Annotated in this window: 18 protein-coding genes and 1 pseudogene; 9 read left to right on the top strand and 10 right to left on the bottom strand. The window is 68.5% G+C overall.

Translation table 11 applies throughout. The annotated features are described in order from the left end of the window. Positions 1-1000: 1000 nt before the first annotated feature. From OHS59_RS00610 to OHS59_RS00585, 6 genes and pseudogenes are all read right to left on the bottom strand, one after another. Complete coding sequence (locus OHS59_RS00610; protein ID WP_328491402.1) at positions 1001-1381, bottom strand: nuclear transport factor 2 family protein; 381 nt, start codon at positions 1379-1381, stop codon at positions 1001-1003. Beyond that, entirely contained in the window at positions 1378-2271 is an 894-nt protein-coding gene (locus tag OHS59_RS00605) for an NAD-dependent protein deacetylase of SIR2 family (RefSeq protein ID WP_328491401.1), read from the bottom strand. Before OHS59_RS00605 ends, OHS59_RS00610 begins: the two co-directional genes overlap by 4 nt. Beyond that, a complete protein-coding gene (locus tag OHS59_RS00600; RefSeq protein WP_328491400.1) occupies positions 2268-3218 on the bottom strand; it encodes a protein-ADP-ribose hydrolase in 951 nt (316 codons plus the stop codon). The genes OHS59_RS00605 and OHS59_RS00600 overlap by 4 nt, the downstream gene beginning before the upstream one ends. A 118-nt stretch (positions 3219-3336) precedes the next feature. Further along, positions 3337-3564, bottom strand: a pseudogene (locus OHS59_RS00595) (MoaF-related domain-containing protein); the annotation flags it as partial. Between the two features lie 18 nt (positions 3565-3582). Further along, on the bottom strand, positions 3583-4344 hold the full coding sequence (locus tag OHS59_RS00590) for a nuclear transport factor 2 family protein (RefSeq protein ID WP_328491398.1): 762 nt from the start codon (positions 4342-4344) through the stop codon (positions 3583-3585). Further along, positions 4341-5030, bottom strand: coding sequence for a DsbA family protein (locus OHS59_RS00585; RefSeq protein ID WP_328491397.1), 690 nt, complete (start codon positions 5028-5030; stop codon positions 4341-4343). The genes OHS59_RS00590 and OHS59_RS00585 overlap by 4 nt, the downstream gene beginning before the upstream one ends. 119 nt (positions 5031-5149) lie before the next feature. On the opposite strand from OHS59_RS00585, the gene OHS59_RS00580 reads away from it, so the two are divergent. After that, positions 5150-6046 carry a helix-turn-helix domain-containing protein gene (locus tag OHS59_RS00580; RefSeq protein ID WP_328498991.1) on the top strand — a complete coding sequence of 299 codons (897 nt, stop codon included), beginning with the start codon at positions 5150-5152 and terminating at the stop codon, positions 6044-6046. 672 nt (positions 6047-6718) lie between these two features. Here OHS59_RS00580 and OHS59_RS00575 read toward each other — a convergent pair. Then, positions 6719-7120 (bottom strand): winged helix-turn-helix transcriptional regulator, encoded by a 402-nt coding sequence (locus OHS59_RS00575; RefSeq protein WP_328491396.1) that lies wholly within the window; start codon positions 7118-7120, stop codon positions 6719-6721. A gap of 42 nt (positions 7121-7162) precedes the next feature. Here OHS59_RS00575 and OHS59_RS00570 point away from each other — a divergent pair, with 42 nt between their 5' ends. The 3 genes from OHS59_RS00570 (at position 7163) to OHS59_RS00560 (ending at position 9703) form a co-directional block, all read left to right on the top strand. Next, positions 7163-8014: an enoyl-CoA hydratase/isomerase family protein gene (locus OHS59_RS00570; protein ID WP_328491395.1), complete on the top strand. Its 852-nt coding sequence runs from the start codon at positions 7163-7165 to the stop codon at positions 8012-8014. A 436-nt stretch (positions 8015-8450) separates the two neighbouring features. Further along, positions 8451-9338 (top strand): aminoglycoside phosphotransferase family protein, encoded by an 888-nt coding sequence (locus OHS59_RS00565; RefSeq protein ID WP_328491394.1) that lies wholly within the window; start codon positions 8451-8453, stop codon positions 9336-9338. A 65-nt stretch (positions 9339-9403) separates the two neighbouring features. Continuing rightward, complete coding sequence (locus tag OHS59_RS00560) at positions 9404-9703, top strand: hypothetical protein (protein ID WP_328491393.1); 300 nt, start codon at positions 9404-9406, stop codon at positions 9701-9703. 179 nt (positions 9704-9882) lie between these two features. Here the strand turns inward: OHS59_RS00560 and OHS59_RS00555 are convergent, their stop codons facing one another. Next, complete coding sequence (locus tag OHS59_RS00555; RefSeq protein WP_328491392.1) at positions 9883-10785, bottom strand: helix-turn-helix transcriptional regulator; 903 nt, start codon at positions 10783-10785, stop codon at positions 9883-9885. 126 nt (positions 10786-10911) lie between these two features. On the opposite strand from OHS59_RS00555, the gene OHS59_RS00550 reads away from it, so the two are divergent. The 4 genes from OHS59_RS00550 to OHS59_RS00535 all read left to right on the top strand — a co-directional run bounded on the left by OHS59_RS00550 (position 10912) and on the right by OHS59_RS00535 (position 13424). Further along, entirely contained in the window at positions 10912-11649 is a 738-nt protein-coding gene (locus OHS59_RS00550; RefSeq protein WP_328491391.1) for an SDR family oxidoreductase, read from the top strand. Positions 11650-11663: 14 nt separating this feature from the next. Then, positions 11664-12137 carry a nuclear transport factor 2 family protein gene (locus OHS59_RS00545; protein ID WP_328491390.1) on the top strand — a complete coding sequence of 158 codons (474 nt, stop codon included), beginning with the start codon at positions 11664-11666 and terminating at the stop codon, positions 12135-12137. Between the two features lie 613 nt (positions 12138-12750). Then, entirely contained in the window at positions 12751-13056 is a 306-nt protein-coding gene (locus tag OHS59_RS00540) for a hypothetical protein (RefSeq protein ID WP_328491389.1), read from the top strand. After that, positions 13053-13424, top strand: a complete 372-nt coding sequence (locus OHS59_RS00535) for a fic family toxin-antitoxin system, toxin component (protein ID WP_328491388.1) — start codon at positions 13053-13055, stop codon at positions 13422-13424. The genes OHS59_RS00540 and OHS59_RS00535 overlap by 4 nt, the downstream gene beginning before the upstream one ends. 394 nt (positions 13425-13818) lie before the next feature. On the opposite strand, the gene OHS59_RS00530 is transcribed toward OHS59_RS00535, so the two are convergent. Beyond that, complete coding sequence (locus OHS59_RS00530) at positions 13819-14262, bottom strand: hypothetical protein (RefSeq protein ID WP_328491387.1); 444 nt, start codon at positions 14260-14262, stop codon at positions 13819-13821. A 691-nt stretch (positions 14263-14953) separates the two neighbouring features. Here OHS59_RS00530 and OHS59_RS00525 point away from each other — a divergent pair. Further along, positions 14954-15643, top strand: coding sequence for a siderophore-interacting protein (locus OHS59_RS00525; protein ID WP_328491386.1), 690 nt, complete (start codon positions 14954-14956; stop codon positions 15641-15643). Between the two features lie 289 nt (positions 15644-15932). Here the strand turns inward: OHS59_RS00525 and OHS59_RS00520 are convergent, their stop codons facing one another. Then, complete coding sequence (locus OHS59_RS00520; RefSeq protein ID WP_328491385.1) at positions 15933-16067, bottom strand: hypothetical protein; 135 nt, start codon at positions 16065-16067, stop codon at positions 15933-15935. Positions 16068-16200 lie beyond the last annotated feature (133 nt).

The raw sequence follows: 16200 nt of genomic DNA, 5'->3' as shown, positions 1-16200 counted from the left end.
GGGCCCCTGATCGGCCGGCGTTCATCACGGACGCCGCCTGTGCGGGTGCCGTGCCGTCTTCCGCGTCGGACGTTCTTCTCCTGCGTCGATCTTCGCGCCGTCTCCTGTGCGAGCGTCGCCGTCGCCGTCGCATTGGTGCAGGTCACCCCGCTGTACGGGCATGGTCGGACTGCGGACATCCCCGTTGCGACCGCTTGTGCCCATGCCCTGGCCGGAGTTGTAGGAGGGGAGGCGAGGGGAGGGCAGGAACAGGCGGCGCGGACGCAGCCGGGGACCTGGGTGCCCTCGTCGGTGTCGCGCGCAGGGCGGGTCCGGTCGGTCGTGCGGTGCCCGGTGGGGCATCGCAGGAATACGGCGAGAGGCAGAGTCAGGCCGTGCCGGGCCAGATCCAGCGGCGCGTTGCGGAACGCTTTGTTGTCCTTGTGTCCGGGTGCCGTCAGCCGGTGGATCTGGTCGGCGCTCGCTGCCTTCAGCACCCCGAGCGCGGTCAGCACGTGTGCGCGCACCGCGCTCGGGGATCCGTACGGATACGCCTTCGAACCGCCCACCGGTGACTGTCTCGGAGGCCACAGCCGGGACGGCAACAAGCTGTGGTCGCTGACCCTGACCCCCACGGGCTGGCGCGGGCTGCGGAAGTCCTCGACAGGCCGGCCGAGCAGATGGGCGGGACCGCGTGCGGACGCGGTCCTCCAAACCCGCCAGGCCGGCCTGCCGGTGCTGTTCATGGAGGTCGACAACTGCATGGAGCGCCCCCGAGGTGCTCGCCGCGAAGTTCGAGAAGCACCGCGCCGTCTTCCGTGTCCGCAGACAGTGGAACTCGGTCAGGTGCTCACGGGCCACCCTGATCTCGGATTTCCGCAGTTCTACTGGTGAAGAGGCAGTGTTTTGAACCTGCGCTGTGCAGCGTGACGATTGATGCGGTCGGCTGGCGTTCTGCCCCCGTGTGGGGGCGTTGGTGGTTGCGTGTGAGCGTTGCAGTGCAGTGCGGGCGGGGCGAGGGTCAGAACATGGTGTTGGTGTTCTTGGCGGTGGGTGGGATCACCTGGAGGACGTCCCAGTGTTCGACGATCTTGCCGTCTGCGTCGAAGCGGAAGATGTCGATGCCGGCGTACTCCTCGTCGGGCCAGATCTGGTGGCAGTGCAGGATCACGTGGTCGCCTTCGGCGAAGGCGCGCTTGACCTCGACCCGCTTGCCGGGGTGTTCGGCGGCCATGCGCTCGAAGTAGTCGATGAACGCCTGCTTGCCGTCGCCGACATGGGGGTTGTGCTGGATGTAGGTGTCGCCCGCGTACTGGTTGATGGCCTCGGCGGGGCGGCACTGGTTGAACATCATGTCGTAGAAGGCCTGAGCCGTGGTCTTGTTCTTCTCCGGGTCGCTCATGATGCCGCCGTAGGGTCGGGTGCCGGGTGTGGCACGGTGAGTCGGTCGATGAGTCGGTCGAGCAGTTGGTCGGCCTCGGCCGGGACGGACAGGGTCCGGCCGGTGAGGTCGGCGGGGGTTTCGGGGTGGGTGGGGTTGACGCGTATGAGGCGTGCGTGGGGGATCTGCCGGGTGAGGTTCTCGCCCGGCCATCGGATGACACCAGGGGTGTTGAATCCGGCGCCGAACTCAAGGATGAGCAGGCGGGTGTCGGCCGCGGTCGTCAGCCAGTCCTGGAGGCGGCGGCCCGACGGGAGATGGGGGTCGTCGATGAACTCGGGGCCGATGCGGACGTTGATCTCGACCTCGCCGCCACAGTTCGGGCAGCTGGGCAGGGGACCGGTGACGGCGCCGGTGGCAGGGTCGTACGTGGCGAGGAGCTGTGCGACGAGGGGGCGGCTGTCGAAGGTGGTCGGGGTGCAGGGGGTCGTGCACTGGTATCGGCCGTAGTCGCCCTGCGGGGTGAAGATCCGGTCGGGGGCGAAGCCGCCCCGGGCGAAGAGGGCGTCCACGTTGGACGTCATCACCCAGTGGTCCTTGTCGCCGACGAGGGACCTCAGCTGCTGGTAGAGGGGGTTGGGTTCCGGGGAGAAGCGGATGTCGTCGATGTGGACGGCCCAGTAGCCCCACCACAGCTCGGGCGGCAGGGGGACGCCGACGAGGTAGCGGGAGCGCAGGCCGAGGCGGTGCAGGGCGGGGAAGAGTTCCCGGAAGCGGTCTTCGTCGCCGTAGTCGTATCCGGCGGCGGCGCTGAGTCCGGCTCCGGCGGTGATCAGGACGCGGTCGGCCTCGCCGAGCCAGGTGCGTATCGTTTCGGCGGCGGCTTCCAGGTCGAAGGCGGGCTGGGTCATCGGGGCTGGGTTCCTTCGGTCAGTGCCTGGACGTAGGCGGCGAGATCGTCGTCCGCGTACACGTTGAAGATCACGCGGTCGAGCCGCTCGGGGTGCAGGTCGAGCCATTCGGCCACGGTGTCCAGGGCGATGCGGGCGGCGGGCGACTTGGGGTAGCCGAAGACGCCGGTGCTGATGCCGCAGAACGCGACGTCGCGTATGCCGTCCACTTCGGCGGCGAGGTCGAGGCAGGCACGGTAGGAGGCCGCCAGCGCCTGCTGGTGCTGCGGGAGCACGGGACCGTCGACGATCGGGCCGACGGTGTGCAGGACGTAGCGGGCGGGCAGGTGGTAGCCGCGGGTGATCTTGGCGGTGCCGGTCGGCTCCGGATGGCCCTGCAGGGACATGATCGCGTGGCAGTCGTCGCGCAGGCGGGGGCCGGCCGCGGTGTGGAGGGCGTTGTCGATGCACGGGTGCATCGGCCGGAAGCATCCGAGCAGGGCACTGTTGGCGGCGTTCACGACGGCGTCCGCGCGGAGGGTGGTGAGGTCGCCCTGCCACAGCACCGTACGGTCGGCGGCCCGGTACGCGGCGTGGGGGAGCGTGTCGCGGACGGTGGGCAGCGAGGCCGCGTCGGTGGTGTCGCGCGCCAGGCGTTCGGCGGCCAAAAGCGCGTCCAGGACGCGGGCGGCCCGAATGGGCAGCGGGGCCGGTTGCCGGACCGTCAGCACGGCGCGCAGGAGCCGCCGGGCGGCGTCGTCGTCGATCCGGTCGGCTGCGCCGGGACGCAGACCGGCCCTCGCTGCCGTCGGGTCGTCGCCCAACAGGCCGAGTGCCTCGCGGACCAGGACGGCTGCCCGACGGTCGTCCATGTCGTGGCCGACGTCGGGCCGGAACGGCTCGTCCAAGGCGATGGCTGCGCGGTAGGCGGGGAGCGGCAGCGAGGTCGGGGTCGGGGTCGGATACACGGTGGCCCTCCGGACAGTGGGTACGTGGTGGGTCGAAGGTGAGACAGCTCTGCTGAACGGCACGCCGCCGTGCCCTCACCCGCAGGGTGGCGGGGGCACGGCGACAGGTGAGGGCCCGTCAGGCGGGTTCGAGGGTTCCGGTGTGCAGTTCGGCGACGCGGCCGTCGCCCGTCTCGTAGGCCCAGAAGGCGTGAATGGTCCGGGCGTTGAGGTTCCTGAGGTGGGTGACCGTCATGCCGGACTTCTCGGCCCGGCCGAGCATGAACAGGCTGGGGGCCACCTCGGCGGTGTGGAGGGTGACGGTCTCCTCGGTGCCTTTGGCCGGGCCTTCGAGGGTCTCGTGGTGGAGGGTGGTGCGCGGCTCTCAGAACAGATCGTTGCCGTGGGGCAGCTCGGCCGGGATGGGGGAGATGACGTCCCAGTGCTCGGCGATCTTGCCGCAGTGGACGCGGAAGAGGTCGTAGTACGCGACGGGGACGCCGAACTCGCCCTCGGACTGGAGCAGAACGAACTCACCCTCGGCGATGACCTTGTGGACGGTCTTGTAGACGAGGTTCTTGCCCTGCTCGGCCCACTTCGCGGCGGCGGCGCCGAAGCCGTCGAGGCCGTCGGCGGCCTCCGGGTTGTGCTGGTTGTACGTCTCGGTGGAGATGTAGCCGGTGAGCACCGAGTAGTCGGCGCCGACCAGGACCTTCTGCGCGAACTCGGCGACCAGGGCTCGGTTGGCCTCGGTCTGTTCGGGCGCGGTGACCTCGGTGGGGCCATCGGTCTGCGAGCGCCCGGAGGCGGTGTCGGAGACCATCGGGGTCAGCGCGTCCCAGTGCTCGGCGAGCTTGCCGTCGGCGTCGACGCGGAAGATGTCGAAGGCGACCAGCGGGTCGGGCCCGAAACCGTGATACGTGCCGTGCAGGGCGACCAGGTCGCCGTCGGCGATCACCCGGGCGCCTTCGTAGCGGAAGCCTTCCGGCAGGCCTGCGACCAGCCGGCGCAGGGCCTCGGGGCCGTCGGCGGCCAGGGTGCTGTGCTGGGTGTAGTCGGCGGCGACCCAGCGGTCCACCGCGCTCGGGTCCTTCTGGCCGAACAGCTCGCCGGCCGCGGTCAGGACGGTGTTCTTGGCGTTACTCATGATGGTTCTCCTCGCAAGGGCAGTTCATGGATGGGGACTTGGGGGATGGGCGTGGTCAGCCGCTGGTCGAGTGCGGAGGTCAGGGAGGCGGCGGTGGAGGCTGCGCCACCCATCTGGTCGGCGCCGTGCTCGGTGTCCAGCAGCAGCGTCGGGTAGCAGAGGACGCGCAGGCGACGCAGCGTGCGGAAGTCGGCGCGGGCCTGCACCCGGCCGGCCGGGGAGTTGTATGCCGCGGTCACGGCGTCCGCGTCCAGGCCGAGCTCGCCGGCTATGCCCCGGTAGACCTTGACGTCGGACAGGCTGCGGCCGTCGACGAACCACGCCCGCTGCATGGCCTCGGCCGCGTCCAGTTCGCTGATTCCGGGCTGCTCGCGCAGCGCGGCCAGCCCCGCCGCCGCGTCGGTGGAGTCGAGCACGGTCGTCCCCCGCGACACGGCGCGTTCGTAACCCGTGCCGAAGGCGACCCCGGTCAGCCGCGTGATGGTGCCGCATTCGGCCGGCAGGTGCGGATAGGCCGCCACCGGCAGCGCCCGGGCGCCGGTGTAGAGGCCGGCCGACACGACGCTGAGTCGGATGCGGTGCGCGTTGTCCTCGGCGAAGGCGCGCAGAACGGGGCCGAAGCCGTAGCACCAGGCGCAGTACGCGTCGAAGGCGTACGTCAGGCAGGCCCGCTCCGACGAAAGCATCACGCTCCTCCTCTCCTACCGCGCTCTTACTGCTTTCCGACATCGACGCTGCCGGATGAGCTGACAGCTCTACGCTAGGGTCGCTGAACAGGCAGAATCGGATACGCTGGCGACTGATGATGGTCAAAAACCGACATGATGCCGACCGCGGGATCAAGGAGATCTCATTCGCGGCGCCCGCCGGCACCCCCGCCGGCGTCGAAGTGCTGCCCCTCAACGACCTGCGCCACCGCGTAACGGTCGAGCGGCTCACGGCCCCCCAGCGTCCGGACTTCCACCACCTGATCACCCTCACCGGCGGAACCCTCTGGCACACGGTCGACTTCACCGCCTACGCCCTCGAACCCGGCTCATGGCTGTGGGTCCGCCCCGGCCAGGTGCAGCAGTGGGGCGACCTCACCCACGCCGAGGGCACCCTGATCCTGTTCCGCCAGGACTTCCTCGACCCGGCCACCACCACCGGCGCCCATGTAGAGGACCCGCACGCGCCGATCCTGCGCCGGCCCCTTCCCGAGGACGCCCGAGCCCTTCGCCTGGCAGCCGACCATCTCGCCGCCGAGTTCCACGCCCTCGGTCGCCTGCCCCTGGAGATCCACACCGCGGCCCTGCGCCACCTGCTGGCCGTCCTCGTCCTGCGAATGGCCCACCTCACCGAGCCGGTCGGCAGCCCCGCCCCCGAACCCGACACCACCTACCTGCGCTTCCGTGACGCGGTGGAGAAGAACTTCGCCCGCACCCGCCGGGTCGAGGACTACGCCGACGCGCTCGGCTACTCGGCCCGCACCCTGGCGCGCGCCACCCTCGGCTCAGTCGGCCTGGGCGCCAAGGAGTTCATCGACCGCCGTGTCGTCCTCGAAGCCAAGCGCCTCCTGGCCCACAGCGATCAGAGTGCCGCCCGAATCGCCGACCGCCTCGGCTTCTCCAGCGCCACCCACTTCAGCAAATACTTCCACCAGCGCACCGGCCGGACCCCGATCGCCTTCCGCGAAACGGTCCGCGGGCACACCCCGAGGTGAGGCATCTGTCCGGCCGTGCCACCCCGCACGTTCCCGGCGAGGTCGACGAAGCGCAGACAGACCCTCCAGCCCGGCCGCCGTCCACGCCAGTCATTGCACGGAAAATGGCCGCGTCGGTGGTCGGTGGGCACAGCGTCAGCGGCGCGGCCAGGTTGTGCTCGACAAACAGCGCACGTGGGACATGTGGGTGGAGAGCTTGCACGGGGTGCAGCAGTCATGGGAGTTGCGGGTACATGAGTACCAGCAAGACCACGCACTTGAAGACCCGGCTGAGACGGCAAGCTGTCTGCTGGGGGAAGCGTGGCGTGCCGTCCGCGGGGATCTCGAACGGGTTAGCTCTTGGGTCCGCATCGGATCGACTTCGCGGTACGGGCCATGGGGGGACGCCTTCGTTGCAAAGCGGGACGTGATCACGGCTCAAGGGCAGGTCGGCGCGACCTGTCCCCACTGGGACGAGTGGAATCCCGCACTGATCCTGGCAAACGCTGCGCGGTTCAACTTCCATGCGGCAGCAATCCGGACTCTGCGGCAGCCTTTGAGCCGGCGGGGGAGCGCGAGGGCCTGGAGGAGTCACCAGCGACCTCCTGACATGGCTCTCCCGACGCGCAGACACGTAACCCCCGTGCGTACGCTCGACCTTGCCTGGCCGACTGCTGGCGCGAGAGCCGCCAGCTAAAGGGTGTCCGCGCCTTCGTCGAATGCATTCCTGTGCCGTTCGACTTCGGGGAGGTGGTCGGCGGTCCAGGCGCGCAGGATCGCGAAGGGCTCCTCAAGCGTGCGACCCAGCGGCGTGATCCGGTACTCCACGGCAACGGGGCGCTGCGTCAGCACCCGGCGCTCGACGAGGCCGTTGCGTTCCAACCGTCGTAGTGCCTGAGTCAGCGACTTTTGAGTGACCCCATCGAGCTCTCTCTTGAGCTCGTTGAAGCGTCGCGGTTGCCGGCACAACGCCGCCAGCAGCAGGTGACCCCACTTGTCCAGCAACTGATCCAGGAGCTCGCGCTGCGGGCCGACGATGGTCTCGTGACCGGCCCGATCTTCGCGGATACCAGGTTGCGTTGAAGTGCCTTTCATGTGCCAGGTATACCAGAGATACCTTCAAGTCAAAGGAATCTCATGACCGAACAGTCCCTGCCCAGCCTCAAGCTCAAGCGCCAGGACGGAGTGCTGTGGGTCTCGATTGATGTTCCGCCCGTCAACCTGATGACGGCGCAGCTCATGCTCGACCTGGACGCCGTCGCTGCATCGGCCGAGAACGATCCCGAGCTGCACGTCATCGTGGTCCAGAGCGCCAATTCGGAGTTCTTCCTGGCACACGGCGACCTGTCGTTCGTGGAGGACCCCGCGACCTATGCCGCCCTCCCGATCGCGGAGGAGACGCTTGTCGGGACGGGCCCGATGATGCGGCTTCATGAACGCTGGCGGCGTCTGCCTCAGACCACCATCGCCAAAGTCGCGGGACTCGTCCGTGGCGGTGGATCCGAGCTGGTCTCCAGCCTGGATCTGCGCTTCGCGGCCCTGGAGACTGCGGCGTTCGGCCAGTTCGAGACACTGATGGGCATCGTTCCTGGAGCCGGTGCAACTGCCCACCTGCCCCGCCTCGTGGGTCGCGCTCGCGCCCTTGAGATCGTGCTGACGGGCGGGCTCGTCAACGCGGCGACTGCCGAGCGGTGGGGATGGGTGAACCGAGCTCTCCCCGCCGCAGAACTGGACGAATATGTCGAGTGGGTCGCACTGACCATCGCGACTCTGCCCGACGGTGTCCGCGCCGCGGCCACCGAAGCAATCGACGCGGCCGACGGCACGCTTGAGGACGCACTGCGCGCGGAGGACCGCCTGCTCGGAGAAACGTTCACCCCCGCGTCTGGAGAGCTTGCCCGGGCAGCACTCGCGGCCGGGGCTCATACGCGAGAGGTGGAGTTGGACATCGAAGAGGTGCTGCGCGCGAACCTCGTCCGACATTCGTAACGAGTCGCCCTGCACGGGTGGAGTGCAGGAGTTGTCCATACGGTCCGTTCGGCAATTCGCGTCGAATGACCGTACGGGCCGCCTACAACTCTGTGAAGCACCCCATCTGAGAGGTCACGCCACGGATCTGTGCCGCCTGCGGAACGCCCGTCCGCTCGTACCAGTACCGATTCCATCCGCCCGAGTCCTCGATGTTCGAGCGGTGCATCGGACTCCCACGGCTGATTGAGTTCCTGGACCGCCAGGCCCGAGGCGGCAGAGACTGGATTCCACCGGCCGTTGCTGCGGCCGCATAGGTTCGCCGGGCTGGCCGTCGCGGCGGTTGGAATGTGCGGTGACATCCGATCCGACCGCTTTCGCTGGGGCGAGGGCCGCTCAAGGCAGCAGCTTGAACCAGTCCGGCGAACCAAAACGATCACGGCTCTAGGCTGGCGGCATGACCCTCGACATTCCTGACCAGGTGCGCAAGACGGTCATAGCCGACGGGAACGAATCCTGGCTGGACGAGCTGCCAGGCCTAGTCGACTCGCTGGCCCAGGAGTGGTCTCTGATGATCGGCTTCAGCTTCGCAGGCGGTCACGCCGCCCTGGCCGTCGAGGCGACCCTTGCCGACCGAACCCCGGCGGTCCTCAAGATCGGTGTGCCGGGCCGGGACATCCGACAGGAGGCCACGGTGTTGCGCCTGGCGAACGGAGGGGGATGCGCCAAGCTGTTGGGCGAAGACGTGGGTCGACGAGCCCTTCTGCTGGAGCGCCTGGGCCCTCCGATGTACGACATCGTCGTCGACCCTGCGAACCGCCACAACTTGCTGTGCGACGTGGCGGTTCGGCTGTGGCATCCGATCGGTCCCGACATTGACCTCCCCACCGGCGCGAAGTTGGCTGAGCAGTACGCCGATCGGCTGCCAGAACTATGGGAACAGGCGGGGCGACCGTGTTCGCCGGCCACTGTGGCGGACGCGCTGAATTGCATGAATCGTCGTCGCCTTGCCCACGACGATCGGTCCGCGGTTCTGGTCCACGGTGATATCCACGAGATGAACGCCCTGCGGGCGCGCGACGGCAGCTACAAGCTCATCGATCCAGCCGGGCTGAGGGCCGAACCGGCGTGTGATCTCGGCACAATCGTGCGCTGCAACCCAGATCTCGGCGATGACCTCTGGACGCGGACCGAGCAACTGGCTTCTCGCACAGGCGTGGATATCACCGCCATCTGGGAATGGGGAACTATCCACCGAGTCGTCAGCGGCGTCTATGCCTGCAGTATTGGCTTTCAGCCCTTTGGTGATCTGCTGCTGGCCGAAGCGGACCGCCTCACGCTGTAGTCACCCGTCGGCGGGTTAGGGCTTGTCCGATGGGTCAGGGCCGTGACTGAGCAAAGATGGTGCCCATGGTCAGCGAACCCGTGCAGATCCCGATCGATCAACTCCGTCGCGCTTTGGACGTGGCGCCACGGCACATCGAAGTGTCGGCCGGGCCCACCGTGACACTCAAGGAAGACCTCTTCTGGTCTGTCCCGGTCGACGAGCTCTACGACGTCGGCAGCGAACCCCAGGACCTTACGATCGGACAGCTTTCGGAGTCATGGCAGCATCTTGAGGATCTGCTTGCTCGCCAGGACCAGGCCGTGGGTCACCACTTGGTGTGGCTTGCCGACGTGATCCGGGCGATCGGCCAGGACGTCCCCTGACAAAACTGCTGACGGGTCATGAGTGGAGCCATAGCCGGGGCGATGCAACGGTAACTCCGTGAAAGTGACACTCCCTTGGAAAGGGCGTCCCGATCTGAGCGAAACGGTTCAGCCCCTGGTGTGCTTGGTGAGGTGGCGGTTGCCGGTGTGAAACCAGTCGGAGCTGTCGTACCCGGCGGTCAGTGCGGCCCGGTCGATGGCGTCGCCGAGCGGCGCCCCGCCGTCGGTCCAGGCCCACCGGACGTGGGCGCCCCCGTCAGGCCGGTCGCCGTCGCGTGCACGGAGCCGAGCAGGCTGAGTGCCTCGGCGCTGGGGCTGCCGTGTTCGGCATGGTAGATGATCAACTGCTGGCCGGGGGCGTCCCGCACGTCGAATGCGTGGTGGGTGAGGGTCATGCCGCCGACGTCCGGGTGGTGGAGGTGCTTGTTTTCCCGGGTCTTGCCGCGCACGGTGTGGGTGTTCCACAGCCGGGTGAAGTCCGTGCTGCGCGTGCTGAGTTCGCCTACGAGAGCCCGTAGGCGCGGACTGCCCGGGTCGACGCCGGACGCCTGGCGCAGGTGCCCTACCACCGTCTCGGCTGTCCAGTCCCATCGGGGGTGGAAGGGCCGACCTGCCGGGTCGAGGAAGACCATGCGGGCCAGGTTGTCCATCGCTTCGAAGGGGGAGTACAGGGCCTCGGCCAGGGCGTTGGCGGCCAGGATGTCCAGGACCGGGTTGATGACGAACGCCGGAGTGCTGGGGTAGCCGTCCAGCAGGACGCGCAGGGCGGGGGCGACCTGGCCGGTGGCGGCGACGGGCTGCTGGGACGGTGCGGTTCCGGACAGTTGGTGAAGGTGCGCCTGTGCGTCGGTATCCAGTAGCAGCGCGCGGCTGAGCGCATCCACCACCTGCGCGGACGGGTGGCGCTCGCGGCCCTGTTCCAGCCGGGTGTAGTAGTCCGCGTTCACCCCTGCCAGTACGGCGACCTCTTCGCGGCGCAGCCCGGCGACCCTCCGCACGCCATGGCTCGGCATCCCCACCTCGTCCGGCCGCACGGCCGCACGGCGCGCCCGCAGGAATTCACCCAGCTGGTTGTCGGTCATGTGCCCAGGCTAGGCCGCGGGCCCGGTGTGCTGCCTGGGTGTACCGCACCCAGGCAGCACACGGCCTGGGCCGCCTGGAACACCTCGCCCAGACTCGGTGCCCTACCAAAGAGATAAGGGGCAGTCATGCCGGACCGGACAATCAAGGTCGTAGCGATCACAGGTGCCAGCAGTGGGATCGGCGAGGCGACCGCCCGCCGGCTCGCCGCCGACGGCCACCGCCTGTTCCTGGGAGCACGGCGCACCGATCGCCTGGACCAAATCGTCACGGAGATCACCGCCGCGGGCGGCACGGCGGCGACCCAGCGGCTGGACGTGACCGGGGCCGCCGACGTGCGGGACTTCGTGACAGCGGCCGAAGAGCGATACGGCCGCGTGGACGTGATGGTCAACAACGCCGGGGTGATGCCGCTGTCGCCGCTGGAGGCGCTCAGGACGGAGGAGTGGGACCGCATGATCGACGTGAACATGCGGGGTGTCCTGCACGGTATCTCCGCCGTCTTGCCCGTGATGCGCGCCCAAGGTGGCGGGCACATCGTGAACATCGCCTCCGTCGGCGCACACGAGGTCTCTCCCACCGCTGCGGTGTACTGCGCCACCAAGTTCGCGGTCCGTGCGATCTCCGAGGGCCTGCGTCAGGAGTCCGCCGGCGACGTCCGGGTCACGCTGGTCTCGCCGGGCGTCACGCAGTCCGAACTCGCCGACGGTATCGCGGACCCGGCCGCCCGGGCGGCCATGCGGACCTACCGCGCCGTGGCCCTGCCGGCGTCCGCGATCGCGGACGCCGTCGCCTACGCGATCTCCCAGCCGGCGCACGTCGACGTGAACGAGATCGTCGTACGACCTGCGGCGAGCGCCCAGTGACGGAAGGAACCGGAATGCTGCACACCCCCGCTCTCGACGACCTGACGCGCAGAGTGCGGGACCTGGAGGACCGGGACGCCCTGCACGCCCTCATGATCCGCGGCTGGCGGGCACTGGACCGCAAGGACTGGCGGACCTGGTCCGCCTGCTGGGCCGAAGACGCCGTGCTGGAGTTCGGGCCCTGGCAGCGAATCCAGGGAAGGAAGGCCATCCGCGCGAAGGTGGAGGAGGCCGAGTCGCCTTACACGAGCATCCAGCACCACATCCTCAACATGCACGTGGACGTGGCGGGTGACCGGGCGACCGGCATCGGGTACATGTGGTTCGTCGCCGTCACCGCTCCGGGGAAGACCTCTGCCCCCTACTCCATGGGCGGTCCCTACGACTGGGAGTTCCGCCGTGACGGGGACAGATGGCTCTTGGCCCGGCAGCGGCTCGGGGTCTCATGGACCGACGGCGACGACACCCTGCGAGCCTTCGAACCGTAGTGACCGGAACTGGGTTGTCGACTGATCGGTGAATCGACACGCTGGGCCGTGCGGCGGCTGCACGGCCCAGCCGATCGAATGCTTGCGGCCGCCGCGCGCCCCAGAGACGCTCGGCCTTGGCAAAGCGGTCGCGTCGGGCCAGACCGGCGGGACGTGGACTCCACGGACGGTGTCGACCAGGGGGAAACGGCCCTCCCGCCGTGCCTGCGCCAGGTGCGCGGACAGGCGGGCGGTACGTCGGGGCCGTGCGCGGCAAGACACCCTCGGAGACCAGCCGGTACATCACCTGTCGCAGCGTGACGTTCAACGACGCGTGCTTGCACCACAATCTGCCTGGCCCGGTCCACCACGGCCGGCCACCGCACCCGCTCACGCGTCAAGCGGTACGTGTACCCCCGCGCCGGGACAGACCTGCGGGACGTGCGGAACCGGGGGACCGCCAACACAGTCAGCACGCGGAACTCCGGAGCAGGGCGGCCGGGCCGTGCCGCACAGCCGTCTCGTGCGGCTTGTCCCGCACCCGTGGAAAGCGCTGCTTGTCCCGCACCCGTGGAAAGTGCTGCTTGTCCGAACGGCCTCGGCCGGGGCCGGGCTCGCTGGTACCGTGCCTGTCATGGATCAGAACGGATTCCAGGGCCCGCCGCCCTTCGACGCGGACGAGTACGCCCGCCTGGAGAAGGCCGCACGCCTCGTCGGCAAGACACCCGAGGCGTTCGTACGGGACGCCGCACTCGCTGCCGCCGCCGATCCGTTCCTCAAGGCTCTCAGCGACGCCGGAGACCGCGCCCGCCGCCTGGCGCAGGTCTTCGACACCCAGGACACCCACACCACCGGCGAGGACCACACCGCCTGGCCGGACCCGGCACCGATGAGCAGCCGCGACCTGCACGACGTTCAGCGCCACGGCCACGCCGCGTGACCCGGTACCTCACCCCGCAGGAACTGCTACAGATCGCCCAGACCCTGCCTGGCGATCCCGCCTGCCTGGATCTCGGAGTTCTGGACGGCGTCTGCGCCCGTGTGCAAGCGCACTACATGGGGCGGGATGTCTATGCCAGCGACTGGCTCAAAGGGGCCGCAATGATCGAGTCGATCGCCCTGCACGAGCCCCTGGAAGACAAGAACCTCTTCTTCGCCTGGATGGCCGCCGAGGTGTTCCTGAACACCAACAGGCATGTCCTGCACTACGAGCCGGAAGGGGCCCTCGCACTGGTTATGCGCGCCAAACACAAGGGGGCAGGTGTGCAGGAGATCGCCGCACAACTGCGTGCCTGGTCCACCGGCTGAATCCTGTCCGCAGAGCAGGATCTACCGGTCTTCTGTGACGAGAGACCTCGAACGCGGACAGAGCCGTGAGCATTCCTGCAGACGCCGCCAATCCCGGCAGCTCGACGGCCTGTAAGCCGAAAGCCGGCTCGGCCGGCGCAGCCTCAGCGGCGTAGGCGTTTCCCACGCCGAACGTATCAAGCGCCGATCGAAGACGCCGCACGGCTCAAGTGAACGATTTCTGGCCGTCTTCGGCTGCAGGGGAGACCGCGGCTTCGCAAGCGACCGCGACAATCGGGGCTTCGGTTTTAGCCACCCCGAGTTCATGACTCCTATAAATCAGTCTACTGAGCTGAAGCGAGATAGGTGTCACAAAGGCAAGTTTGTTGTCACCGAGGTCGGCGGCCCTTTCCCTTTACCGGGAGTCTTGACCGCCGGACCCGGAGTCGTGTCCCCCGGCGGGCCGATGCGGTCGGCGCTCTGGAAGCCGTGTGATCGCGGCGCTCACTGCCAGCCCGAGTGTGATACCGGCAGCGGAGCCAATGCTCTGCGCCCAGGCGTCGTCGAGGGAGCCGGGCAGGACGGCCTTTGTGAGCCGGCTGGCAGCCAACAGGACTGTCACCGCTGCCAGTGCGGCCGTCCAGCGGTACCGCACCCCGTCGATGATGTCGCCATAGAAGAGGAGCAGCAGTCCCATCCCGAACTCGGCGTCCCAGCCGATCACGGTGAGCCCGGCCCCGAAGGCAAGCGCGAACAGCCAGAGCCCCACCAGTTGCCGGGCGAACGTGGGCGGCCGTCTTGCATCACGCGGCGGCCGGAAGAGCCGTGTGATGTGCCGGACAATTGCGTGCTTTTGCATGACTCGCGTCTCGATCCCCCGGGGTAGCCGCCTTCTGCCGGCGTTCAGCAGTAGGACGCACAGGAGCAGGACGCGGTTGTGGTGAAGTGGTGCCGCATGTCGTCTCGCCGCACGTCGTCTCGGTGAGCCAGAGGGTGTCTGTCGGTCATGCCCGGGTCTGCTGCGTGAGGGTTCACCGGTGGTGCGGTGTCGTGTGGGCTGGGTACGGAGCAGGTGGCGGTGATGAGCACCCACGCGCGGTGGTCGTCGCTCGCCAGGTGCGGTTCGAGTTGGTCGGCGAAATCCTGCAGGTGCGTGGTGGCGTCCCGCCGGGCAGCGAGGCGCCGTGTGGGTTGTTGCCGGGATTGATCGGCGCTCACCTGTCCAGGCCGGTCCGGCCGGGTCAATACCCTCCCCGCGCTTCCAGGCGAAGCTGGATCTGGGCTGGGCGCATCAGGTGCACGGCGGCGCGACCCCGGTGTCGCCGTTACCAGCAGGGCCCCCAACTGTCCGTCTCAGCTCCGCATATGCCAAGGCCCCGACCCTCGCCAAGTCGGTCTACTGATCGTGGCGCGAAGGACCCCGGCGTAGCCGAACCAGACACACACACAGACGAGTACTATCGCGTTTTGAAAGAAACGCGATAGTGTCGCGTTCGGTTTGATGTTGGCCTTCAGTGCCCCACCGCATCGACGAGTTTTCGAGGAGTCCCATGGCTGCCCTGCTCTCCCCCCTCCTGGACCTGCTGACGCTTCAGGGCACGGTCACCGAGACCGAACCTGTCGCCGCCCGGCTCCGTCGCCTGCGTATCGAGGGCGAGGCCCTGTCCGGGCTGACCGTCCGTCCCGGACAGCAGGTGAGGGTCATGGTCGGCGACGGGCTGACTCTGCGCACGTACTCGATCTGGCGCTACGACCCGTCGGGCGCAGTCGAGTTGTGCGTGCTGGATCACCCCGGGGGTGGCCCCGGAGCACGGTGGGGGAGCAGCGTGACAGTCGGCGACCGGGTCCGCATGCGCAAGCCGGAAGGGGCGTTCGTGCTGCGGCCCGACGCCGCGCACCACGTGTTCGTCGGGGAGGAGACGGCGTCGGTCGCCTTCGGCGCGATGCTGGGCGCACTGCCTGACGGGGCGCGGATCTCCGGCTGCATCGAAACGGAGACGGCTGCCGACCGGCTCCCCCTGCCGTACTCGCACCGCCTCGACTGGATCATCAGGAGTGGTACTTCGCTTCCGGATGCGGTGCGACGCCTTGCCCCCGAGGCGGGCGGGATCGCGTACGTCGCCGGGGAGGCGCGGACCGTGCAGCACGTGCGGCAGGTGCTCGTGCGAGAGGCCGGCTGGGACCGACGGGCGGTACTCACGAAGCCGTTCTGGGCACCGGGCAAGCGCGGGCTGGAGTAGGGCAGAACCGCGCCGGTGCTTCCGGGAATGTCGCCGCCGCGCCCACTGATACGAGGCGGATTCTTCAGCTGCAGCTTCTGAGAGTCCGGCAGTTGGCGTGCGGTGGCCCTGGAATCGGCGCAGTACGGAATCCGTTCCTGAAGCCCTGCGGAGCCTTGGCGAACAGCTTCAAGTCCGCCGCGAGCTTGGCGAGGGGCGCCACGCCCGTACGCGGTCGTCGGATCGCGCGCCTGGTACAGACAGGCTGGTTCGTCTGATTCACGCCAGCCTGATCGATGTAGGTCTATCTCTACGGATGGGCGGCCAGTGCCGCCGCCGGGTGCCGTTGGAACTTCTCGGGCAGCGGTTCCTGCCGGGTGGTCGCAGCGACCACCGCTTGGGCCACGTCGCGAAGTTTGGTGTTGCTGTTCTGCGAGATGGTCACCCGAAGCTGTCAGGCATCGTCCGGATCAACGGTTGCGCCGACGCAAAGCCCGGTCAGCGTTCCTACCGGCTTCCATCCGGTTCCGCTACCTAGCCCTACTCGGCTTTCGCTCGCCCTGGCCGGCCTCGATCGG

The organism is Streptomyces sp. NBC_00414 (assembly GCF_036038375.1).
GTDB lineage: Bacteria > Actinomycetota > Actinomycetes > Streptomycetales > Streptomycetaceae > Streptomyces.
This window is presented reverse-complemented; position numbering and strand designations above follow the sequence as displayed.